The sequence below is a fragment of the Arenibacter certesii DSM 19833 genome, assembly GCF_000429545.1.
Lineage (GTDB): Bacteria > Bacteroidota > Bacteroidia > Flavobacteriales > Flavobacteriaceae > Arenibacter > Arenibacter certesii.
On record NZ_AUCB01000017.1, the window covers coordinates 38,870 to 59,967 of the forward strand.

16 protein-coding genes are annotated in these 21,098 nt (G+C 38.0%); 7 read left to right on the top strand and 9 right to left on the bottom strand.

The features are described from left to right. Positions 1 to 66: 66 nt before the first annotated feature. Complete coding sequence (locus G466_RS0110375) at positions 67 to 2,814, top strand: outer membrane beta-barrel protein (protein ID WP_157373853.1); 2,748 nt, start codon at positions 67 to 69, stop codon at positions 2,812 to 2,814. A gap of 85 nt (positions 2,815 to 2,899) precedes the next feature. Here the strand turns inward: G466_RS0110375 and G466_RS0110380 are convergent, their stop codons facing one another. Both G466_RS0110380 and G466_RS0110385 read right to left on the bottom strand, forming a co-directional pair. Continuing rightward, positions 2,900 to 4,057, bottom strand: coding sequence for a methionine aminotransferase (locus G466_RS0110380; RefSeq protein ID WP_026813606.1), 1,158 nt, complete (start codon positions 4,055 to 4,057; stop codon positions 2,900 to 2,902). A 23-nt stretch (positions 4,058 to 4,080) separates the two neighbouring features. After that, entirely contained in the window at positions 4,081 to 4,554 is a 474-nt protein-coding gene (locus G466_RS0110385; protein ID WP_026813607.1) for a very short patch repair endonuclease, read from the bottom strand. A 289-nt stretch (positions 4,555 to 4,843) separates the two neighbouring features. On the opposite strand from G466_RS0110385, the gene G466_RS0110390 reads away from it, so the two are divergent. Both G466_RS0110390 and G466_RS23120 read left to right on the top strand, forming a co-directional pair. Beyond that, positions 4,844 to 5,515, top strand: a complete 672-nt coding sequence (locus tag G466_RS0110390; RefSeq protein WP_026813608.1) for an acetyltransferase — start codon at positions 4,844 to 4,846, stop codon at positions 5,513 to 5,515. A gap of 189 nt (positions 5,516 to 5,704) precedes the next feature. Then, a complete protein-coding gene (locus G466_RS23120; RefSeq protein WP_051315603.1) occupies positions 5,705 to 6,742 on the top strand; it encodes a sugar-transfer associated ATP-grasp domain-containing protein in 1,038 nt (345 codons plus the stop codon). An 80-nt stretch (positions 6,743 to 6,822) separates the two neighbouring features. Here G466_RS23120 and G466_RS0110400 read toward each other — a convergent pair whose 3' ends face one another. From G466_RS0110400 to G466_RS0110415, 4 genes are all read right to left on the bottom strand, one after another. Next, positions 6,823 to 7,569: a succinate dehydrogenase/fumarate reductase iron-sulfur subunit gene (locus tag G466_RS0110400; RefSeq protein WP_026813609.1), complete on the bottom strand. Its 747-nt coding sequence runs from the start codon at positions 7,567 to 7,569 to the stop codon at positions 6,823 to 6,825. A gap of 67 nt (positions 7,570 to 7,636) precedes the next feature. Continuing rightward, entirely contained in the window at positions 7,637 to 9,652 is a 2,016-nt protein-coding gene (locus G466_RS0110405; RefSeq protein WP_026813610.1) for a fumarate reductase/succinate dehydrogenase flavoprotein subunit, read from the bottom strand. A 17-nt stretch (positions 9,653 to 9,669) separates the two neighbouring features. Next, the gene (locus G466_RS0110410; protein ID WP_026813611.1) at positions 9,670 to 10,347 is read right to left on the bottom strand and encodes a succinate dehydrogenase cytochrome b subunit; all 678 of its coding nucleotides are present in this window, start codon (positions 10,345 to 10,347) and stop codon (positions 9,670 to 9,672) included. 271 nt (positions 10,348 to 10,618) lie between these two features. Then, a complete protein-coding gene (locus tag G466_RS0110415; protein WP_026813612.1) occupies positions 10,619 to 12,346 on the bottom strand; it encodes a M28 family peptidase in 1,728 nt (575 codons plus the stop codon). A 290-nt stretch (positions 12,347 to 12,636) separates the two neighbouring features. Here G466_RS0110415 and G466_RS0110420 point away from each other — a divergent pair, with 290 nt between their 5' ends. Continuing rightward, positions 12,637 to 13,935: an aminopeptidase P family protein gene (locus G466_RS0110420; protein ID WP_026813613.1), complete on the top strand. Its 1,299-nt coding sequence runs from the start codon at positions 12,637 to 12,639 to the stop codon at positions 13,933 to 13,935. Between the two features lie 84 nt (positions 13,936 to 14,019). Here G466_RS0110420 and brnQ read toward each other — a convergent pair whose 3' ends face one another. Next, entirely contained in the window at positions 14,020 to 15,306 is a 1,287-nt protein-coding gene (gene brnQ, locus G466_RS0110425; protein ID WP_026813614.1) for a branched-chain amino acid transport system II carrier protein, read from the bottom strand. A 263-nt stretch (positions 15,307 to 15,569) separates the two neighbouring features. Here brnQ and G466_RS0110430 point away from each other — a divergent pair, with 263 nt between their 5' ends. Then, positions 15,570 to 15,821: a hypothetical protein gene (locus tag G466_RS0110430; RefSeq protein WP_026813615.1), complete on the top strand. Its 252-nt coding sequence runs from the start codon at positions 15,570 to 15,572 to the stop codon at positions 15,819 to 15,821. Between the two features lie 151 nt (positions 15,822 to 15,972). Here the strand turns inward: G466_RS0110430 and thiL are convergent, their stop codons facing one another. Both thiL and G466_RS0110440 read right to left on the bottom strand, forming a co-directional pair. Continuing rightward, positions 15,973 to 17,016 carry a thiamine-phosphate kinase gene (thiL, locus tag G466_RS0110435; RefSeq protein ID WP_026813616.1) on the bottom strand — a complete coding sequence of 348 codons (1,044 nt, stop codon included), beginning with the start codon at positions 17,014 to 17,016 and terminating at the stop codon, positions 15,973 to 15,975. 231 nt (positions 17,017 to 17,247) lie between these two features. Beyond that, positions 17,248 to 18,705 carry a Gfo/Idh/MocA family protein gene (locus G466_RS0110440; RefSeq protein WP_026813617.1) on the bottom strand — a complete coding sequence of 486 codons (1,458 nt, stop codon included), beginning with the start codon at positions 18,703 to 18,705 and terminating at the stop codon, positions 17,248 to 17,250. Positions 18,706 to 19,201: 496 nt separating this feature from the next. Between G466_RS0110440 and G466_RS0110445 the strand changes: the two genes are divergently transcribed. Both G466_RS0110445 and sufB read left to right on the top strand, forming a co-directional pair. Continuing rightward, entirely contained in the window at positions 19,202 to 19,531 is a 330-nt protein-coding gene (locus G466_RS0110445; protein ID WP_026813618.1) for a HesB/IscA family protein, read from the top strand. Between the two features lie 121 nt (positions 19,532 to 19,652). Then, positions 19,653 to 21,098: a Fe-S cluster assembly protein SufB gene (gene sufB / locus G466_RS0110450; protein WP_026813619.1), complete on the top strand. Its 1,446-nt coding sequence runs from the start codon at positions 19,653 to 19,655 to the stop codon at positions 21,096 to 21,098.

The window sequence follows — 21,098 nt, forward strand, 5'->3', positions numbered from 1 at the left end:
AACCTTTCCTCAACTATTGAGTCCAACAAGCCATACAACATCGGTTTAAAATTTAAATAGCAAGATTTGAGAACATTAATATCTATTTTATTTCTCTTGGCAGTAAACAATATAATCGGCCAAAAATTCAGTTTGGAAGGGGTGGTTCAAAATCCAAATGAAGGCAATTTAGAAGGAGCAACTGTATTTGTTCAGAATACAAACGACTCAATAACTATGGCCTATGCTATTACGAATAAAGATGGAGAATTCTCTATTAGAATTAATGCAGAGAATCAAAACAAATTGCTTTTTAGAGTAGCTCATTTGGGGTATATCCCTTATAGCAAAGAAATTCTGGTACCAGAAAGCGATAAATTAGTTTTAGATGATATTATTGTAGAGGAACAAGTGGAGGAATTGACGGAGGTGTTCCTACTTGGGGAAGCACCGCCTGTATTAATGAAAAAAGATACCATAGAGTATAATGCCGATAGTTTTAAAACCTTACCCAATGACAAGGTAGAAGATTTACTAAAAAAGCTGCCCGGAATAGAAATTGACATGGATGGAGGTATCACCCACAATGGAATAGAAGTAGAGGCTGTAAATGTAGATGGCATGCGTTTTTTTGGAGAAAAGAATGGAAATATTGCCATTAAAAATCTACCAAGTCTCGTTATAGATAAGGTTCAAGTAACCGATTTTAAGACCGACCTGCAAAAGTTTACGGGAGAAGAGTCAGATTCTGGAACCAAGGAGCTTAACCTAAAGATTAAAAAAGGGAAAAATAAGGGATATTTCGGGGACGTTGCCGGAGGATATGGGACAGACAAAAAATACCAGGTCAACGCCAACCTCTTTCAATTGATCGATGGAAAGCAACTGGGTGTAATAGCGGGGAGCAATAACATTAATTTGTCCAACGGTTTTAATAGCTTACCAGATACAGATACAAGTAATGGATATTTAGAATCTGATTTTGTGGGAGCTAATTTTACTAAGGGAAAATGGAACGAAACACAGGTTAATAGCAATTATAGGTTTAGCAGTCAAAGCAGAGAAACCGAACAAAAAACCATACGGGATAATTTTTTGCCAGATTTAAATTACACCACTTATTCAGAAAGAATAGGCAGTAACGATTCCGACAGTCATAATGCTAATCTAGATTTAAAATTTTTATTGGAACCCAAAAATAAGTCGGCAAGCAAGAGAGTACAAATTGCCAATAAAACTGATTTTATCATGTCCAATTCAGAATCTTTTAACCAAGAGACCACACAATCTAAGGAAAGTAATGGCGATTTGGTGAGCGATTATACTTCAGCAAATCAAGCTATTTCCGATCAATACAGTATTAGCAATAACTTTAGTGTGACTCCCAGGATAGGAAATAATCGCGACTTTTTCCATATTGGTATTAGTACCAATATCAACAAAAACCAGTCCAGCGGAAAAAAGTATTCCGAAAATATACTACACCAGAAAAACACCACCAATATTCAAGATCAAATAAGTGAAACAGATAACTTTAGTACTAATATTGGATTGAACGCTAACTGGAATAAAGAATTGTTTACTGGTTTTAGGGTTATTCCGAGATATTCTGTTCGAATAGGGAACAGTAGTAATGAAAGGTTTGTGTACGATTTTAATACCGATGAAGATTCGTATGAGGAATTTAACCAACAGTTAAGTACCCAAAACAATTATATAACCACCTCTGTAAGCCCTGCTATAGGACTTAGGTATAATTATAAAGGATTTCGTTTTGAAGCATTGGGTAATTATACAAATACCTATAGAAAATATGTAGATAAAATTATTGAAGAGCGTAATTTTAAGACCGACTTTAATTTTATGACTTATTCGGGTAGGATTAGGTATAGGGATGACAAGGGCTACAAGAACATCAACCTAAACTACGATCAGAATGTAGATTTACCGTCCATAGGCCAACTACAACCTGTCCCAGATGTAAACAACCAATTACACATTCGTACTGGGAACCCCTTTTTAAAACCAGCGATAAACCACAATTTCCGGTTTCAATATCAAAATAATTTAGCCTTCAATAATATTAATATCACAGGAGATGCGGGAGCAAGTTTTGTAAAGGATAAAATAATCAATAGTACAATTACGGATGAAGACCTTATAAAAAACACCACCTATACCAATATCCAAGGTGATTATTCTTTTAACGGTAATACGGCCATCACCAAAACCTATTTTAGCCAGAATAGCAATATAAACATCAACCTTAGGCTACATGGAAGTTTTAGAAACAATCTCTCATTGCAAAACAATGTAAAATTTACCGCTCAATCGTCCGTACTAAGACCATCGTTATCTTTCCGGTATGCCTATGATAAGAAATTGGATTTTAATGCCTCTTACAGCTATGAATTAAACAAGACCATTTACGATACCGATATTTATGACAACAACGCCTACTTTGTACAAAACCTTCAATTAAACAGTACCGTTTATTTCTTTAAAGACGCTTTCTTTACCAATAAGGTTTCCTATCGCTATAACAGCAGGGTAGGTGATGCCTTTGACGGGGATGCTGTATTTTGGAACGCTGGTCTAGGAATGCAACTCTTAGACGGTAACGGGACACTTACTTTGGTAGGCTATGATATTTTAGGTAAAAACAACGGATACGTAAGAACCGTATCCGAAGCCTTTATTCAAGATTCTGAAAGCAAAATATTAGAACAATATTTTATGCTAACTTTCAGCTATAAATTTGGGCGATTTGCTGGACAAAGAATGGATATGAACCGCAGACCAGGAAGGTCTCAAATGCGACGAATAAGATCCTAATCTCCCTTTATGCCATGTACCGTAACTTGCCAGTTATTTTCGTTTCTGAAATGACCTACAGAATGGGTACACAATTGTTGCCCCGTTATAACGTGCACAAAATTGCCACTGCTTTTTCTAAAGTCGCATCGGTCTTGGCAAAGCAAAATCGCAAAAGATTATTATCTAATTTATTGGTGTTAAAGCTAGATATAGGAATACTGGCGATTTTGTACTCTCTTACCAGTCTTTCCGCAAATACCTCATCCGGTTCCGTAGTAATGGTACTATAGTCTAACAATTGAAAATAAGTGCCCTGACATGGTTTTATTTTAAATCGGGAATTGGCTAGCTCAGATAAGAAGAAATCTCGTTTGGCCTCATAAAATGCGCCTAATTCCAAGTAATTGCAAGGATCTTTTAAGTAGGTTGCCAATGCCTTTTGAACCGCATGATCTACACAAAATACATTAAATTGGTGGACTTTTCGAAATTCGTGCATCAATGCTTCCGGACCAAGGCAATACCCTACTTTCCACCCCGTTATATGAAAGGTTTTTCCGAAGGACCCACAAACAAAACTACGTTGACTAAGATCACTGTACTTGGCGGCACTATGATGAAGCTGCCCATCAAATACAATATGTTCATACACCTCATCGCTAATTAGGATAATATTAGTGCCCTCTAGGCTTTTTTGTAATTGTAACATATCGGCTTCCGAGAAAATTGTTCCACTGGGATTGTGAGGTGTATTAATGATCACCATCTTGGTCTTGGAGGTTATCTTTGACCGGAATTCCTCCCAGTTGATCTTAAAATCCGAATTACATAATTGAATTGGCACCACAACCCCTCCATTTACTTCTATTGCGGGCTCGTAACAATCATAAGCAGGCTTTATTACAATTACCTCATCCCCACCCCTGATAAACGCTGTAATGATCGTAAAAATAGCCTGGGTAGCACCTACTGTAACGGTTACTTCCTTCTCTGGATTGTACCTTCTCCCATATAAATCTTCCATCTTGTAGGCTATTCTTTCCCGAAGTTCCAATAATCCGGGCATAGGTGCATATTGGTTATATCCTTCTTCCATGGCTTTTGTTACCAACTCGATGAGACTTCTATCTGGCTTAAAATTAGGAAAACCCTGGGACAGATTTAGGGCCTTGTGTTTTAAGGCCAATTGCCCCATTGTAGTAAAAATGGTCGTCTTTACGTTAGGGAGCTTAGAGAAGGCTTTATTATTATTTTGAGGCATCGTATTAACTTTGAATAATTAAATTAGGAATGTAAGGATTTAAGGTGAGCGGCAACTTTAAATAGACAATCTTCTAATTCCTTATTTACCTCACTTTCCCAAAAACGGAATACGGTATACCCCATCCGCTTCAATTCTTCATTAACCTCTTCGTCTCTCTGGATATTACGCTCTATTTTCGGAATCCAAAACTCCCTATTAGTCTTTAGGCTATCCTTTTTTTCTTCCCAATTGTATCCATGCCAATATTCACCATCTATAAATAGTACCGTTTTATACTTTTTTAAAAGAATATCTGGCTTACCTATCAATTTTTTATAGTTTACCCGATATCGGTAGCCAGCCTTCCATAGTGCCTTTCTAAAGATAAGTTCCGGCTTGGTATTCTTGCCACGAATTTTGCTCATAATCTTAGAGCGTTCCGGTGTAGTATAAAAACCGGACTCCTCATTAAAGCGAGGGACGATTATTCTACCTTCTGAATATTCTTTAGACATACCTAAAGGTAGGTTATTTTAGATTTTATCCATTACACTAGTTCATGGAAAATAAGGAGTCATCTTTTATTTAATGATATAGAACATAAACTAGTAAAAAATCCATCCAAGTATACACCGCATTGTATTTAGCTTCTATTTTTATAATGCCTATTATTATAACCTAATGATCCTTTTCATTTGGCAATACATCGAATAGAATAAATAAAGTATCGACCACATCATGTATAATATAGGGATTTAACTACCTTGGGTACAACGTTAGAATCCATTTATATATTTTCTTAGAATGAAGAACATAGTTATTGTAGGAGCCACCAAGGACGGGGGCATTATTTTGGACTCTTTAGATAAAAATGACGAATATAAGATAGTAGGGTTTATAGATGGGTCTAAGGAGAAGGGAACAGAGTTTAATGGATATACAATTTTAGGAACCGAAGTAGACCTTCCTAATTTAATAAAGGATTATAACCTAGATGGGGGCATTTTAGCCATCGAGAACAATTGGTTACGAATGAAAATGGCTGAGAAGCTCAACTCAATTGATCCCAATTTTCACTTTATCACCATTATACATAGTAGTGCTATAATAGGAAGGAACGTTAAGATTGGAATGGGTAGCCTTATTATGCCAGGTGTGATTATAAACGCTAACTCCAGCATTGGAAAATTTTGTAATATAAATGCTAATTCGTCCATCGGACACGACAGCAACCTAAAAGATTTCTCGAGCATTGCATCTGGTGTCTGTACAGGTGGCAATCTTAAACTAGGGGAGTTTTCAACAATCTCATTAGGCGCAAAACTAATAGAAAATATTACGATTGGCAAACATAGTATTATAGGCGCCGGCTCATTGGTAGTTAAAAATGTAAAGAGTCTTTCCGTCGCGAGTGGATCACCGGCAATTATTGTTGAGAAAAGGAAGTTAGGAGATTCATATTCAAGTAAAGAATAACAATTCCAACATAAAATTAATGTCACAGTTTATAAGTTTGAAATAGATTATCCCTGCTAGTCCTGAAAGTTGCGTTAAACCGAATCTAGATTCGCTTCATAGTAATATAGGAATGGCTTTCTGCACCTTTATAGTTCTTCTATGAACTAATAATACCAGGGCTAACACATAAAATTAAATACTATCTATATGCATTTCGATAACCCAGAGCGGATAAAAGTATTTCTAAAGAATCCTAATAAAAAAAACTACCTCAAAATCTGTAAAGAAGTACTGGTACTTTGGGTAACGAAAAAAGAGGTGCCTATGTATTATTTTAAGCATCTTTATAAAAGGGAGATCAAAAATTATAAAGATTATCTAGGCACCAAGGAAGCCGCTGAAATTAGAGAAGGCAAAAAATTACACCAATTAGAGTTTACCTCCATATTGTGCAACAAACTTAATTTTTCTCTTTACTGCGAAAGAAGTAATATCCCCACCCCAAAGCTTATAGGCCACAATCTTGGAAATCATTTTTTCTCGGGGAGTGAAATGCGCAAAATAAATAATAAGACAGAGCTGATTGCATTTTATGAAGCAATATTTGAGTCTACCCAATTAGAAACGCTCTTCTTTAGGCCCCTATCCCAATATGGGGGAAAAGGAATATTTAAGTTGAGGCACGATAATATTGAAGCAAAGTTGGAATCCGAATATCAAAACTTAATAAATGGAAATTATCTGTACAATGAGGTAATAACACAACATCCAAAATTAAATGCCATTCATGGTACCTCCATAAACTCCCTTAGAATATTGACCTACATCCATAATGGGGAAGTAAATATAATTTCATCTATCTTTCGGTTAGGTACGGCAGGTGCCGTGGTAGACAACACCTCATCTGGCGGATTGTTTATAGGTATAGACGACAAAACAGAGACCTTAAAAAAAGAAGGATACCGAAATTTAGAATTTGGGGGAGAAGTACTTACGAAGCATCCAGATACTAATTTTGAGTTTCTAGGTTTTAAAATGCCTTACTATAAAGAAGCATGCGAATTGGTTAAAAAAGCGACTGCCGTAATTCCCAATCGTCTTATCGGATGGGACGTAGCTATTACGCCCACTGGGCCAATAATTATAGAGGGCAATGCACATCCTGATTTGTTTGCGGCAGATGTGGCCTATGGCGGACTTTTAAAAAACAAACAGATACAAAGGATAAAAGCTTTTATAAAATAATTGGATTTTAGGAAAAAAAAATCCTAAGCACCATTAAATGGAGCTTAGGATTTTGTGCTATCTTAATTAGGAAGAGGTTTTTAACCCTTTACATTGGCTTTAAAATACTCTCTATTTAAGCGCGCTATATTTTCCAAAGAGATTCCTTTAGGACATTCTACTTCACAGGCTCCTGTATTGGTGCAGTTTCCAAATCCTTCCAAGTCCATTTGCGCCACCATATTCTTAACACGATCTACAGCTTCCACCTGCCCTTGTGGCAATAACGCATATTGCGAAACCTTTGCCCCAACGAATAACATAGCTGAAGCATTTTTACAGCTAGCAACACAGGCACCACAACCTATACAAGTAGCGGAATCCATAGCCATATCTGCAGCATGCTTATCAATTGGAATGGAGTTCGCATCTTGAGTATTTCCAGAAGTATTTACTGATATATACCCACCTGCTTGTTGAATTCTTTCAAACGAGCTACGGTCTACCATCAAATCCTTAATTACAGGAAATGCTTTCGCTCTAAATGGCTCAATGGTAATAGTATCGCCATCTTTAAACGAACGCATGTGCAATTGGCAGGTAGTGATCCCTTTATCCGGACCATGGGGTTCTCCATTAATATGCATAGAACACATCCCACAGATACCCTCTCTACAGTCGTGATCAAAGGCAACTGGCTCTCCTCCTTCATTGATGATCTGCTCATTTAAAACATCCATCATCTCCAAGAAAGACATGCTTTCCGATATATCCGACACTTGGTAATCTACCATTTTACCCTTGTCTTGAGATCCGTTCTGTCTCCAAATTTTTAATGTAAGCTTCATATTTTAAGTATTGAGTATTGAATATTGCATATTGAGATTTTAATCCCGATTATTAGGTCAATACTACTTATTTATAACTCCTTTGCTTCAATTCTATATCGTTAAACTCCAATTGTTCCTTATGCAGAACGGCATCTGAAGGCTCTCCTTTGTATTCCCATGCAGCAACAAATGCAAATTCTGCATCATTACGCTTGGCTTCTCCTTCTTGTTCTCCATCCAGCTCTACGGATTCTTCCCTAAAGTGTCCTCCACAAGATTCCTCTCGCATCAGGGCATCTTTAGCAAACAACTCTCCTAATTCCAGGAAATCGGCCACACGACCTGCTTTCTCTAGCTCTGGGTTCATTTCATTAGCCTTTCCGGGTACTTTAACCTCCTTGTAGAATTCTTCACGGATAGCTTTAATTTCCTGGATCGCTTCTTTTAAATCCGTTGCGTTTCTAGACATTCCACACTTATCCCACATTACCTTTCCTAATTTCTTGTGGAAATAGTCCACGGAATGGGTTCCCTTATTATTGATGAATGCGTTAATTTGGTCAGTGACCGCTTTTTCCGCTTCGTCAAATTCTGGGGTATTGGTAGGTATTTTTCCTGTCCTAATTTCGTGCGACAGGTAATCCCCAATAGTATATGGCAATATAAAGTAACCGTCTGCCAAGCCCTGCATTAGTGCAGAAGCTCCTAAACGGTTGGCACCGTGATCAGAGAAGTTGGCCTCCCCAATACAGTACAATCCTTCTACAGTGGTCATTAGGTTGTAATCTACCCAAATACCGCCCATGGTATAGTGCGTAGCTGGATAGATCATCATTGGAGTCTTATATGGATTTTCGTCCACAATTTTTTCATACATCTGGAAAAGGTTACCGTATTTGGCTCTTATAATTTCCTCTCCTAACTCCGTAATTTTTTCTTTACTGGCATTGGTTATCCCATGAAGTTTTGCCTGCTCATTCCCGTAACGCTCTATTGCCGATTTAAAATCTAGATAAACCGCTTCTCCAGTTGCGTTTACTCCGTAACCCGCATCACATCTTTCTTTGGCAGCCCTAGAAGCCACATCACGCGGCACCAAGTTTCCAAAAGCAGGATATCTCCGTTCCAAGTAATAATCTCTTTCCTCCTCACTTAGGTCGGTTGGTTTTTTCTTTCCCTCCCTAATGGCCATTACATCTTCCATTTTCTTCGGCACCCAGATCCTACCGTCGTTACGTAGGGACTCTGACATCAGCGTTAATTTGGATTGATAATCCCCTGATCGCGGAATACAGGTAGGGTGAATTTGAGTATAGCAAGGATTTGCAAAAAAAGCTCCTTTTTTATGTACTTTCCAAGCTGCAGTTGCATTTGATCCCATAGCATTGGTAGAAAGGAAATAAACATTCCCGTATCCTCCGGTTGCAATTACAACCGCATGTGCAGAGTGGCGCTCAATTTCCCCAGTAACTAAGTTACGGGCAATAATTCCCCTTGCCTTACCATTTATCTTAACTACATCCAACATTTCATGTCGGTTGAACATTTCTATTTTTCCACGTGCAATCTGCCTGTTCATAGCAGAATAGGCACCTAGTAATAATTGTTGTCCTGTTTGTCCTTTAGCGTAAAACGTACGGGAAACAAGTACCCCACCAAAAGAGCGGTTATCTAACAGACCACCATAGTCCCGTGCAAAAGGCACACCTTGAGCAACACATTGATCTATGATGTTGCCAGATACTTCTGCCAAACGGTATACGTTAGCCTCACGAGATCTATAATCTCCCCCTTTTATAGTATCGTAGAATAAGCGGTAGGTAGAATCCCCATCACCCTGATAATTTTTTGCCGCATTGATACCTCCCTGAGCCGCAATAGAATGTGCTCTTCGTGGAGAATCTTGGTAGCAAAATGCCTTTACATTGTAACCTAGCTCCGCCAAAGTTGCCGCAGCAGAACCTCCAGCAAGTCCGGTACCTACCACAATAATATCTATAGAGCGTTTGTTAGCAGGATTAACTAGGTTAATCTTATCCTTATAGTTGGTCCATTTATCCTTTAATGGCCCTTTTGGTACTTTAGAATCCAATATAGACATAGCTATGTAGTATTATATTATTGGTTGAAATGGTGAAAAAGAGCAATAAAGATAAATCCTAACGGAATGATTATCGCATATGCTTTTCCAAACCCTTTTAATCCTCTTGTGTATTTATTATTGGCACCTACAGACTGAAATGCCGAACTAAATCCGTGCAATAGGTGAAGGGCAAGAAAAATAAACCCTACACAGTAAAGCGCCACTCTCCAAATAGGAGCAAATTTGTGGGTAAGTTCTTCGTAATAACGATATCCTTCCCCATCTGCAAGTAATCCCGACATATCTCCTTGGATAAACTTAGTGTTGATTTCCGGAAACCAGAAATCTATAAAGTGTATTACAAGGAATACTAGGATAAATCCACCGCTCCAGATCATGTTTCTGCTCATCCAAGTAGAATTGGCATCACCATTGTACTGGGCATACTTTACCACTCTTGCATTTCTATTCCTAATTTCTAGGATAAAGCCCATAACAAAGTGAAAAATAACCCCAAAGAGCAAAATAGGCTGTAACCCAAATTGCACCAAAGGATTGGTACCCATGAAATGGGAGATCTCGTTAAATGCATCCGGGCTAAACACGGATAGAATGTTAATGGCAAAATGTTGAACGATAAAAATCATCAAGAAAAAGGCCGAAAGTGCCATGGCATACTTTCTGCCAATTGAAGAGTTAAAAAATCCACTCATTATGTTAGTTGTTTTGAATACAAATCTAATCTAGAATGCAGTTATTCACAAACTTTGTTTAGTTTATGTCCCATATTTAGAACCAATTTAAAGAACTTACTGTTATTACAGCTATTTAGGTGCAGAAATTTTTACGATTAAAAGTGTCGTTTCACCTAAAAACTATAGCATAATTAAGATAATTTACATTCCCTTAAACCTAATAAAAACCAAATTACATTGTACCGTCCTTAGTGAGAACCGCACTCTTTGTTCTATAATATTTTTCCTCCTACTTTCTTTTTAATTCGGAGATAAAGCTGTCAGACTGCATTTCAATAATAGACCGCGCACTTAAAATGGCCTTTTCCACAATAGCGGTATTTCCCGGATTAGCCATATCCCTAGTAGAATCAATAGTTTTTATGTACCAATCTGTCCATGCCTTAATAATCTGTTGTTCCTCTTCTGAAGACGCCCCTTTTTTTACAGCTCTTTCACTCAATAAAAATTCTGCCGCCAAGCGATTGGTAGCAGCATCTTTCATTAGGTCAATTATTGCTGTAGCCGTATAGCTATCTCCATTTACCAGGGTTAGGGCACTAGCTAAGGCTGCGGTACTCACATTTCTCAAGGTTTCTTGCGACACCTTATCCATAGTATCATTATCTGTATGATAAAATTGGTCGGTAAAGTGCCAAAGCAATAATCCCGGAATATCCGCTTTTAAAAAGGGCATATGGTCACTGCCCCCTTCATACGGATTGGTTTTTACCACCCAATTAGCAAACTCACCCTGATTTTTAAAATTATGTATCATAAAGTCGTTCAAGTAATGTGGTTTCATATCCTCTAGTCTTAGCACTCTTCCACCCCACTCAGAATGCTGGTCTTCCCCTCTTGTCCAAATAGCACTAGGATCAGGCATTTTTTCAATAAGAAAGGTCCCGCCTGTTATACTGGTATTTTCCCCAACCATGTCTAAACTAATGCCCCATTTAATACTTTTGGCCCTTTCCTCATCCTCAACAATATACCGATTGGTTGATATAATTTCATCTCCCCAAAGAAAACTGATACTCCTATAGGCATCAATAGCATCGGAGGCTATAAGTTTAGCCGTTGTAATAGCCATTTCTAATTGCGCCCCTACGCCAGAAGCATTATCATTTGCACCTGGCTCCTGAACATGCGCGCTAAAAACAAGTCGTTCTCCTGGAGTTTCAGATCCCCTAACATCAGCCACCAAGGTTAGCTCTTCTGAAGGATATAATTTAGTAGCCACATTCACCTTAGCTCTTACGGTTCCCTTATCCATAGCCGATTTTAATGTTTCCTTAGCTTCATAAGATAGCGCTATGGCCCATTTATTATTTGGATGATAGGGTAGGCTACGAAACTGAATAGAGGTCGTATTTATTTCTGGTTTCAAGTAGCCAGGATTATTATAACTAAACATCCCCAAGGCACCATTATTAAGCACTCCCTCCTTATAGATTTCTGAAACACGATTGGCATCGGTATAAATAATCTTGCCTCTTACCGGGGAATTTTTTAATGCCCCTAAGTCCTTTATATAGACCACCTCCCCTACAACTCCATTACTTGGAGTAGAAGCAGAATTTAAATAAACCATATTGCGATTGGTGGCCTGTTTAAGCAACGGTGAGGCGCTCCCAACAAGACTAACCTCGGCACTTACAGGCTCCCAAGTAGGATGCTGCAACGACCTCTTCTCTATTCTATAGGTGAATCGGTCCAAAATAGTTGCATTTGTCTCCTGCACATAGCCAGCGGCCTCCAATTCTGAAGCTACTTTAAAAATACTTTTATTAAAGCCCTCATTCCCAACTACCCTCCAGTATTGGGATACAAAAGCTGTAGTTTCATAGGCTTTTTCACCCGTAATTGTCTCACGTAAAATTTTAAAATAATCGTCAGTTGTAACGGCCGATTTTTTTTCTTGGGACCACCCCACAACTACAATTGAGAAAAAGAAAAATACGAAACTTTTAGTCATGTGAATAATTAAATTTATAATGAAGCAATCTGCTTTTAAATGCTATTTAGAGCTTTCCGATTAATCAGCGAAGATAGACTATTTTGAAAATTTCGGGAATGTAAGCGGTCCCTTTTAAAATGATTTGCGCCTTAATGGCATTAAGCATAACCTATTTCTTAAATTTGCAGATATAATTAAAAACTGGCGCATAAATGAGGTCGCTGCTATATTGGTGGGAATATTGACTACACCGTTTCACCACTGAAGATATCAATGGCAAGATGCTATGCCCAAAAAAAACATAACTGATGAAGTACGAGCAAATACCACAGCAATTATTTGTAAAAAATCGCAAGAAATTTATGGCACAAATGAAGCCAAAAAGCATTGCGGTATTCAATTCCAATGATATTTACCCAATAGGTGCAGATAGCACTCTTCCCTTTGAGCAGGATAGGGATCTTTTTTACTTAAGTGGTGCAGATCAGGAAGAAACCATACTATTACTTTTCCCAGATGCCCATGACAAAAAACACAGGGAAGTGTTATTTGTAAGGGAAACCAATGCTCATATTGCGGTTTGGGAGGGAGCAAAGCTCACCAAAGAAAAAGCTACTGAGGTTTCAGGGATTGAAACAATTTATTGGCTTACGGATTTTGATAAGATATTTTTTGATCTTATGACCGAAGCAGAGACGGTTTACTTTAACACCAACGAGCACTACAGACAAGCGGTGGAAACCCAAACTAGGGAGGACAGATTTATTGCGCAGTGCAAGCAGGACTACCCGGCACATAATTGGGCAAAGAGCAGTCCTATCCTTCAAGAAATACGTGGGATTAAAGAGCCAGAAGAAATCGCAATTATGCAAACGGCTTGTAATATCACCGAAAAGGGTTTTAGACGTTTATTACCCTTTGTTAAGCCGGGTGTTTGGGAATATGAAATTGAGGCGGAACTGTTACACGAGTTTATCCGAAACCGTTCTAAAGGGTTTGCCTACACCCCTATTATTGCTTCTGGAAACAATGCTAACGTATTACATTATATAGAAAACAACAGACAATGCAATGATGGCGATATGCTGTTAATGGACGTAGCTGCAGAATATGCCAATTATTCTAGCGACTTAACCCGTACCATCCCTGTTAATGGAAAATTCACAAAAAGACAAAAAGAAGTTTACGAAGCAGTACTTAGCGTTAAAAACGAGGCTACAGCCATGCTAGTCCCCGGAACCATGTGGGCGGAATTCCATAAGGAAGTAGGTAAATTAATGACCTCCGAACTCTTAGGATTAGGATTGTTAGATAAGGCCGATGTACAAAACGAAGATAAGGATTGGCCAGCCTACAAAAAGTACTTTATGCATGGCACAAGTCATCACATTGGATTAAATACCCACGATTACGGTGCTTTAAAAACACCCATGAAAGCGAATATGGTATTTACCGTAGAGCCCGGAATATATATCCCAGAGGAGAAAATGGGAATTAGGTTAGAGGATGATGTTGTTATCCAAGAAAATGGGGCACCATTCAACTTAATGGCCAATATCCCTATTGAAATTGAGGAAATTGAGGAGTTGATGAATGCCAAGGCATAATAATCAACCTATTTATTTTATAACTATTGAAAAAGAGCTGGCAATATCCGGCTCTTTTTATTTGTAATATTATTTCGGCACTTTTTAAGAAGGATCCTTTACCAAAGCAGAATTTCGTATAGCGTTAGCTATCACAAATGCCACAACAGCAGGTAGCACCCATCCTAATTGGTGCCCGCTTAAAGGTATCCATCCAAAAATACCTTTATCAATGGTCAAAAACTCCAAGCTCCCCAAGAAATCAGGAATACTAAACAAGATTGTTATTAAAACTACTACTTTAAAGACTATAGGCGATGCCAAGCGATCTGGGACAACATTTAAAAGTATAAGCACTATAGTTAACGGATAGATAAACATAAGGGCAGGCAAGGCCACCGTAATGATATACGCAACATTAAATTGTCCAATTAAAACCCCAAGAACGCAACCAAGTATCGCTGTATATAGATAGGCATTCCTATAGTTAGAATAGCGTTCCTTAATAAAATCGGCAGTACCAGTTACAATTCCCACCGCAGTGGTAAAACATGCAAGACTTACGAGGATACTTATAAAAATGTTGGCTGTATTTCCCATTGTAAGCCTACTGATTCCTGTTAACAGCTCTGTTCTACTGATATCTGGAGAAAAATTATTTTGATTTAATGATCCTGTGATAATTAATCCAGCATAAATAAGGAATAGTGCCAGCCCAGCCAACCAGCCCGATTTACGGATCAGTCCTTTTTTGGCTTCATAAGAGGCTTTAGTCTTTAAATTGATAGAAACTATAATTACACCTCCAACAACTACAGCACCAATAGCATCAAAGGTCTGATAACCTTCCAATATACCAATGCTGAATGGATTTTTAATAGTTGCTTCCCCAAAACTTACATCTACATCAAAAATGGTAATTCCTATTATAGCCAACAGTATTACAATAATAGTGGGCGTGAGAATTTTGCCAAGCACATCTAATAATCTGGACCTATTAATTACAAAAACAAATACTAAGGAAAAATATATAACACTTGTGGTGAGGGACGAGATATTAAAAAATGGCTGAACGGCAATTTCATGGGTTACTGAAGCGGTACGAGGTGAAGGAAGGCTAATAGAAATCGCATATATAGAAAGGGAATATATTAGACTAAAGGTTGAAGAAACCTTTTTTCCAAAATCAAAAATAGTCCCTTGCAATTTAGCATGGGCCAATATACCAAATACAGGTACCAAAACTGCAGAGGTAGCAAAACCTAAAGTAACCAACCACCACATTTCGCCAGACTTAAAACCCAATAATGGAGGTAGAATTAGGTTACCAGCTCCAAAAAATAAGGAGAACATCGCAAATGTGGTTATCAGAGTTTCTTTAGTCCTAAGCATACTGAAAAATTTCGACGAAAGATAGGGTAAAAACCACTTAGCATAAAACCCAAATTAACTGTCTAAAAACCACCATTCATCGAAAAAGAAACAATTTGACCGAAATAATCACATAAAACACATATGAATTCCAATAAATTGCAAATGTTTACGTTCATAGAATGTTACGAATTTAAAATTACACCAATACCAACAACCAAAACATTAAATTTTTAGCTATTAAGGCTATCACACTTTAACATTACAACCTAAAATCTTAAATTATGATAAAAACAATCAACCACTACAGCAACAGATTTAGCGCAGTTTTCTGCAGTATCTTTGGACATCATTATGGTGTTACCAAAGAGATTACATTACATATTAAAGAATATAAATGCGTTCACTGCTACAAACAGGTAACTACGGATGCCAGTGGCAACCTATCCGAATTAACCCCAGAATTGCAAGACATCAACAATACTTTAGAGCATATTTATCAAAAAAGACACAGCTCCAACCAGCAGGTTGCCTAAACCCGATGGATCAGGGCTGTTTTAGCAATCGTTACGGGTTGATATATAAGATAGTTCCTGAAGATTGATTGTGTAATTTTTATTTGAACCTGTTATTTACCCCACGACAGTTAAGATAGGTTACAATCAATTTTCGGGAATTTTTTTTTGTTTAAGAAAACGAATTCCACCCTTGGGCAGTAATCGGAATTTTTGTGTCACTACGAGAAACTAAATTAGCTCCTTCATTTTTATCGGTCATGTGGCCAATAATTGAAAAATGTGGATTACCCTTTATTTTAGGAAAATCTTTTTGATCTATGGTAAATAACAGTTCGTAGTCCTCTCCCCCACTTAAAGCCACTAAAGTACTGTCTATACTGAACTCTTCACATGCTGAAATTACAGTTGGGTCTAGCGGAATTTTTTCTTCGAACAGATTACAACCTACTTCACTTGCCTTGCATAGATGCAGAATCTCTGAGGAAAGTCCGTCACTAATATCTATCATTGCCGTGGGTTTTATTTCCAATCCCTGCAATAGACCCTTGATATCTTTTCGCGATTCGGGTTTTAACTGTCGCTCTATTATATATGTATACGGAGATAGGTCTGGTTGGTTATTGGGATTCACCTTAAAAACTTCCTTTTCCCGCTCTAAAACTTGCAAGCCGCAATATGCACCACCCAAATCTCCCGAAACCACCAAAAGGTCGTTTGGTTTTGCTCCATTTCTGTAGGTAATATCAGCCTCATTGGCTTCTCCAATGGCAGTAACACTAATAATCATCCCTTTAGTAGAAGATGTAGTGTCACCCCCTATCAGATCCACTTTATAAAGTTCTGCTGCCAAGGCAACACCCGCATAAAATTCTTCTAGAGCTTCTAATGGAAATCTATTGGAAACGGCAATAGAGACCGTAATTTGGGTAGCTATGGCATTCATAGCATAAATATCCGATAAATTTACCATCACCGATTTATACCCTAAATGCTTTAATGGCATATAACTTAAATCGAAATGCACACCCTCTACCAACATATCCGTAGACACTATGGCTTTCTTTCCACCAAAGTCGAGCACGGCAGCATCATCTCCAATTCCTTTTAGGGTAGATTTGTGGTTAAGTTTAAAACTTTTTGTGAGGTGTTGGATCAGTCCAAATTCCCCCAACTTTTCTAGGCTTGTTCTTTCTTGGTTCTTATCTTCTAACATACTGCAAAAGTAAGGAGTAAATTTATTTATTAAACCTTTTGTGTTAAATATTGATAGAAGTGCACTAATTTTCAATTTTGACTATAATTAAGATTAATCAGTCATCAAGAAAACCACGAATCAAGCTCAAAAGTGGTGTATATAAGTGGTGTTTATAATATGTGTGTAAATAAAAACGCCAGCCTTTTTTGTAAAGACTGGCGTTTTTGTATTTGGACCAAGATGTTATTCCTAACCTAAGGAGTACCCATCTCTATAATTCCGTTTTACGTATTTGTTAGCGGCCTCAAAATTGGACACTTTCATATTCTCTGCATCCCATAACAAACGCTTTCTACCATAATACTTAGAGCCACCACTCCAGAAGCCCTTGCCTTCTGCTTTTGGATCTTCCTCAAAATAGGCTTTAAGTGCCAAGTTTCCAATAAGGATACTTTCTGTAAATGGACCTGCATAATCAAATGAGGAACTTGTTTCCGCATTTCCGTAACCAGCCATACAAGCATTAACCCATTGCAAATAGTGCCCTTCAGGAACTCTTGCAATAGTTTCTTCTACTTCAAATTGTTCGTTCAACGTTAATGGAAGAAGTCTTGGATTAGCTCCGTAACAATCTGCCATCAACTTTCCTTTGGTACCAATGAACAGTACACCACCATCCCAGTTCCCCATTGGCTCGTCATCTCCCATTTCCTCTGGACGCTCTGGAAGCAATCCGCCATCCATCCAAGTAACTTTTACATTGCCTTTCCCATCGGTTCTTGGATAGCTAAGGTGAATTTTACTGGAGTTAGGAAAACTTTTTGGGTAATCTGCAGTTTCAAACTTCCCTTTAAAGGAATCAGATACGCTGCACTCTACTTGGTTTGGATACAGAATAGGAAGAATCCTATAAACTGGGTCCATAATATGGCAAGCCATATCTCCTAGGGCTCCTGTTCCAAAATCTGACCAGCCTCTCCAATCAAATGGAAGATAAGCATCGTTATAATCACGCATTTCTGCCGTTCCTAACCAAAGATCCCAATTAAGTCCTTTTGGTATTTTATCCTTTTTTGTAGGTGTTTGTAATGCCTGTGGCCAAATCGCTCTATTTGTCCAACATTCAACAGTATGCACTTCACCAATGATACCCGTATCATAGATTTCCTTCATCTTGCGCACGCCATCGCCAGAACCGCCTTGATTCCCCATTTGCGTCACTACCTTGTATTTTTTAGCCGCTTCAGTAAGCATTCTCGCCTCCCAGATATCATGGGTAAGGGGCTTCTGAACATATACGTGCTTCCCCATTTGCATGGCCATATAAGCCTGTACCGCGTGATTATGATCTGGGGTAGATACGGATACAGCATCAATATTATTCTTCTCTTTTTCTAGCATTTCCCTAAAATCTGCGTAGTAATTAGCTTTTGGGAACAATTTTCTAGCCTCTATAGATTGTCTATCATCAACATCACATAGACCTACAATATTTACATTTGGACTTTCAGCAAAGGAAGTAAGATCGCTCTTTCCTTTCCCACCAGCACCAATGCCGGCAATGTTTAATTTATCACTGGGGGCAACAAAGCCTGGGCCGCCCAAAACATGTCTTGGAACAATCATAAATCCGGCTGTAGCCAACCCGGCACCCTTGATAAAATCCCTTCGAGATTTATTATTAAATGTGGTCTTTTTCTTGGACATAACTTTAAAAGATTTTTTCGGTTTTTTAAAATGCAGTTGAATTTAAAGTAAATATTTGAAATGACATGAAGATAAAAGAAAATAATTTTTCATCTACCTCCTTTCATTCTACATTTACAGGCCTTTCACGTAATTAGTATTTTTATAATTATAATCTGGCAACACCTGGAACACAGCACTACCTTAAAGAGTGCAACATACTACTTTCCTACCACATATAGAAGCCGCTACTCTACTTAACCCCACGATTTTTAACCAAATTCATAGCTCCTCATTATACTTATATAACAATAATCGTATTTTCCTTCTTCTATTGCAAACTTTAAAATGAGGGCTTATGCAATGTTTGCACGCACTTCCAAACTGTGTCCCCTACCCTTATTTTCCCCATAGAGAAGTCTGATAGTCCTATTGGCTAGATTAATGTTGTAAAATATGGTAAAACACTTCTTATGTAGTATCTTTGTACTCTAATTTAGATTAAATCCAATTAACGATGATTAAAGTATCTGAAACAGCAAAAGAAAGGGTAATGGCCCTTATGAGCGAAGGAGGCTTTGATGCAGGCACCGACTATGTGAGGGTAGGTGTTAAAAGTGGCGGATGCAGCGGCTTATCTTACGAGCTTAATTTTGACAAAACAATTAAGGAGACTGATAAAATGTTTGAAGACAACTCTGTGCGGATAGTAGTAGACAAAAAAAGCTTTTTGTATCTCGTGGGCACCGTACTGGAATATTCTGGTGGACTTAACGGCAAGGGGTTTGTCTTTAATAATCCCAACGCGCAAAGGACTTGTGGCTGTGGCGAAAGTTTCTCGCTATAATGCAACAGGAGATAAAAAGTGATATTGTAACAATGAGCATTTGTTAAATTGCAAAATGCGTTAAAAAGAGAATTGGTTGAGATGAAACTGCTTCCCTTTTTAACTCTTTAACTTATATGAAATGGCATACACAGAAGAAGAACTAAAGAAAGAATTGGAAACCAAAGAGTACGAGTATGGCTTCTATACGGATATTGAGTCGGACACGTTTCCAGTCGGATTGAGCGAGGAGGTAGTGATTGCTATTTCCAAAAAGAAAGAAGAACCGGAATGGATGACTTTATGGAGATTAGAGTCATATAAAATCTGGAAGGAAATGATTGAGCCAGAATGGCCCAATGTAAAATATGAAAAGCCTGATTTTCAGGCCATTTCTTATTATTCTGCTCCCAACTCAAAACCAAAATACGACAGCTTAGATGAAGTAGATCCTGAGTTATTGGATACCTTTAAGAGGCTGGGAATTTCTTTGGATGAACAAAAGAAATTGGCAGGAGTTGCTGTAGATATTGTGATGGACTCTGTTTCTGTAGCCACCACCTTTAAAAAGACTTTAGCGGAAAAAGGAATTATATTTTGCTCTATTTCAGAAGCTATTAGAGAGCATCCAGAATTGGTGAAGAAATATATAGGTAGCGTTGTTCCACAAAAGGACAATTTTTATGCCGCCTTGAATTCGGCTGTATTTTCAGATGGATCCTTCTGTTATATTCCAAAAGGAGTACGCTGTCCTATGGAACTGTCTACCTACTTTAGAATTAACCAAGCAGGAACAGGGCAGTTCGAAAGAACGTTGGTAATTGCGGATGAAGATAGTTATGTTAGTTATTTGGAAGGTTGTACAGCACCCTCTAGAGATGAAAACCAATTACACGCGGCGGTAGTAGAGCTGATAGCTTTAGATGGTGCAGAGATAAAATACTCCACTGTACAAAACTGGTACCCAGGAAACAAAGAAGGAAAAGGTGGTGTTTATAACTTTGTAACCAAGCGAGGAATTTGCGAAAAGAACGCAAAAATTTCTTGGACCCAAGTAGAAACTGGATCGGCTGTTACTTGGAAATATCCCTCGTGTATTCTTAAAGGAGACAATTCCATTGGTGAATTCTATTCCGTTGCAGTGACCAACAATCACCAACAAGCAGATACCGGGACCAAAATGATCCATTTAGGAAAAAATACGAAAAGTACTATTATCTCCAAAGGTATTTCTGCAGGACACTCCCAAAACAGTTACCGAGGATTAGTACAGGTGAGTAGTAGAGCAGAAAATGCCAGAAACTTCTCCCAATGTGACTCATTGTTAATGGGGAACGATTGTGGCGCTCATGCATTCCCTTATATAGAAGTGAAGAATAAGTCCGCGATGATAGAACACGAGGCAACTACCAGTAAAATTGGGGAAGACCAGATTTTCTATTGCAACCAAAGAGGAATAGATACCGAAAAAGCAATTGCTCTTATTGTTAACGGGTTTAGCAAGGAAGTCTTAAACAAATTACCGATGGAATTTGCAGTGGAAGCTCAAAAGTTATTAGAAATAAGCTTGGAGGGCTCTGTAGGGTAA

Bases quoted from the DNA above. Each gene is read 5' to 3' on its own strand.
- G466_RS0110380 (WP_026813606.1), bottom strand. From the start codon at position 4,057: ATGCCTCAAAATAATAATAAAGCCTTCTCTAAGCTCCCTAACGTAAAG.
- G466_RS0110385 (WP_026813607.1), bottom strand. From the start codon at position 4,554: ATGTCTAAAGAATATTCAGAAGGTAGAATAATCGTCCCTCGCTTTAAT.
- G466_RS0110390 (WP_026813608.1), top strand. From the start codon at position 4,844: ATGAAGAACATAGTTATTGTAGGAGCCACCAAGGACGGGGGCATTATT.
- G466_RS23120 (WP_051315603.1), top strand. From the start codon at position 5,705: ATGCATTTCGATAACCCAGAGCGGATAAAAGTATTTCTAAAGAATCCT.
- G466_RS0110400 (WP_026813609.1), bottom strand. From the start codon at position 7,569: ATGAAGCTTACATTAAAAATTTGGAGACAGAACGGATCTCAAGACAAG.
- G466_RS0110405 (WP_026813610.1), bottom strand. From the start codon at position 9,652: ATGTCTATATTGGATTCTAAAGTACCAAAAGGGCCATTAAAGGATAAA.
- G466_RS0110410 (WP_026813611.1), bottom strand. From the start codon at position 10,347: ATGAGTGGATTTTTTAACTCTTCAATTGGCAGAAAGTATGCCATGGCA.
- G466_RS0110415 (WP_026813612.1), bottom strand. From the start codon at position 12,346: ATGACTAAAAGTTTCGTATTTTTCTTTTTCTCAATTGTAGTTGTGGGG.
- G466_RS0110420 (WP_026813613.1), top strand. From the start codon at position 12,637: ATGAAGTACGAGCAAATACCACAGCAATTATTTGTAAAAAATCGCAAG.
- brnQ (WP_026813614.1), bottom strand. From the start codon at position 15,306: ATGCTTAGGACTAAAGAAACTCTGATAACCACATTTGCGATGTTCTCC.
- G466_RS0110430 (WP_026813615.1), top strand. From the start codon at position 15,570: ATGATAAAAACAATCAACCACTACAGCAACAGATTTAGCGCAGTTTTC.
- thiL (WP_026813616.1), bottom strand. From the start codon at position 17,016: ATGTTAGAAGATAAGAACCAAGAAAGAACAAGCCTAGAAAAGTTGGGG.
- G466_RS0110440 (WP_026813617.1), bottom strand. From the start codon at position 18,705: ATGTCCAAGAAAAAGACCACATTTAATAATAAATCTCGAAGGGATTTT.
- G466_RS0110445 (WP_026813618.1), top strand. From the start codon at position 19,202: ATGATTAAAGTATCTGAAACAGCAAAAGAAAGGGTAATGGCCCTTATG.
- sufB (WP_026813619.1), top strand. From the start codon at position 19,653: ATGGCATACACAGAAGAAGAACTAAAGAAAGAATTGGAAACCAAAGAG.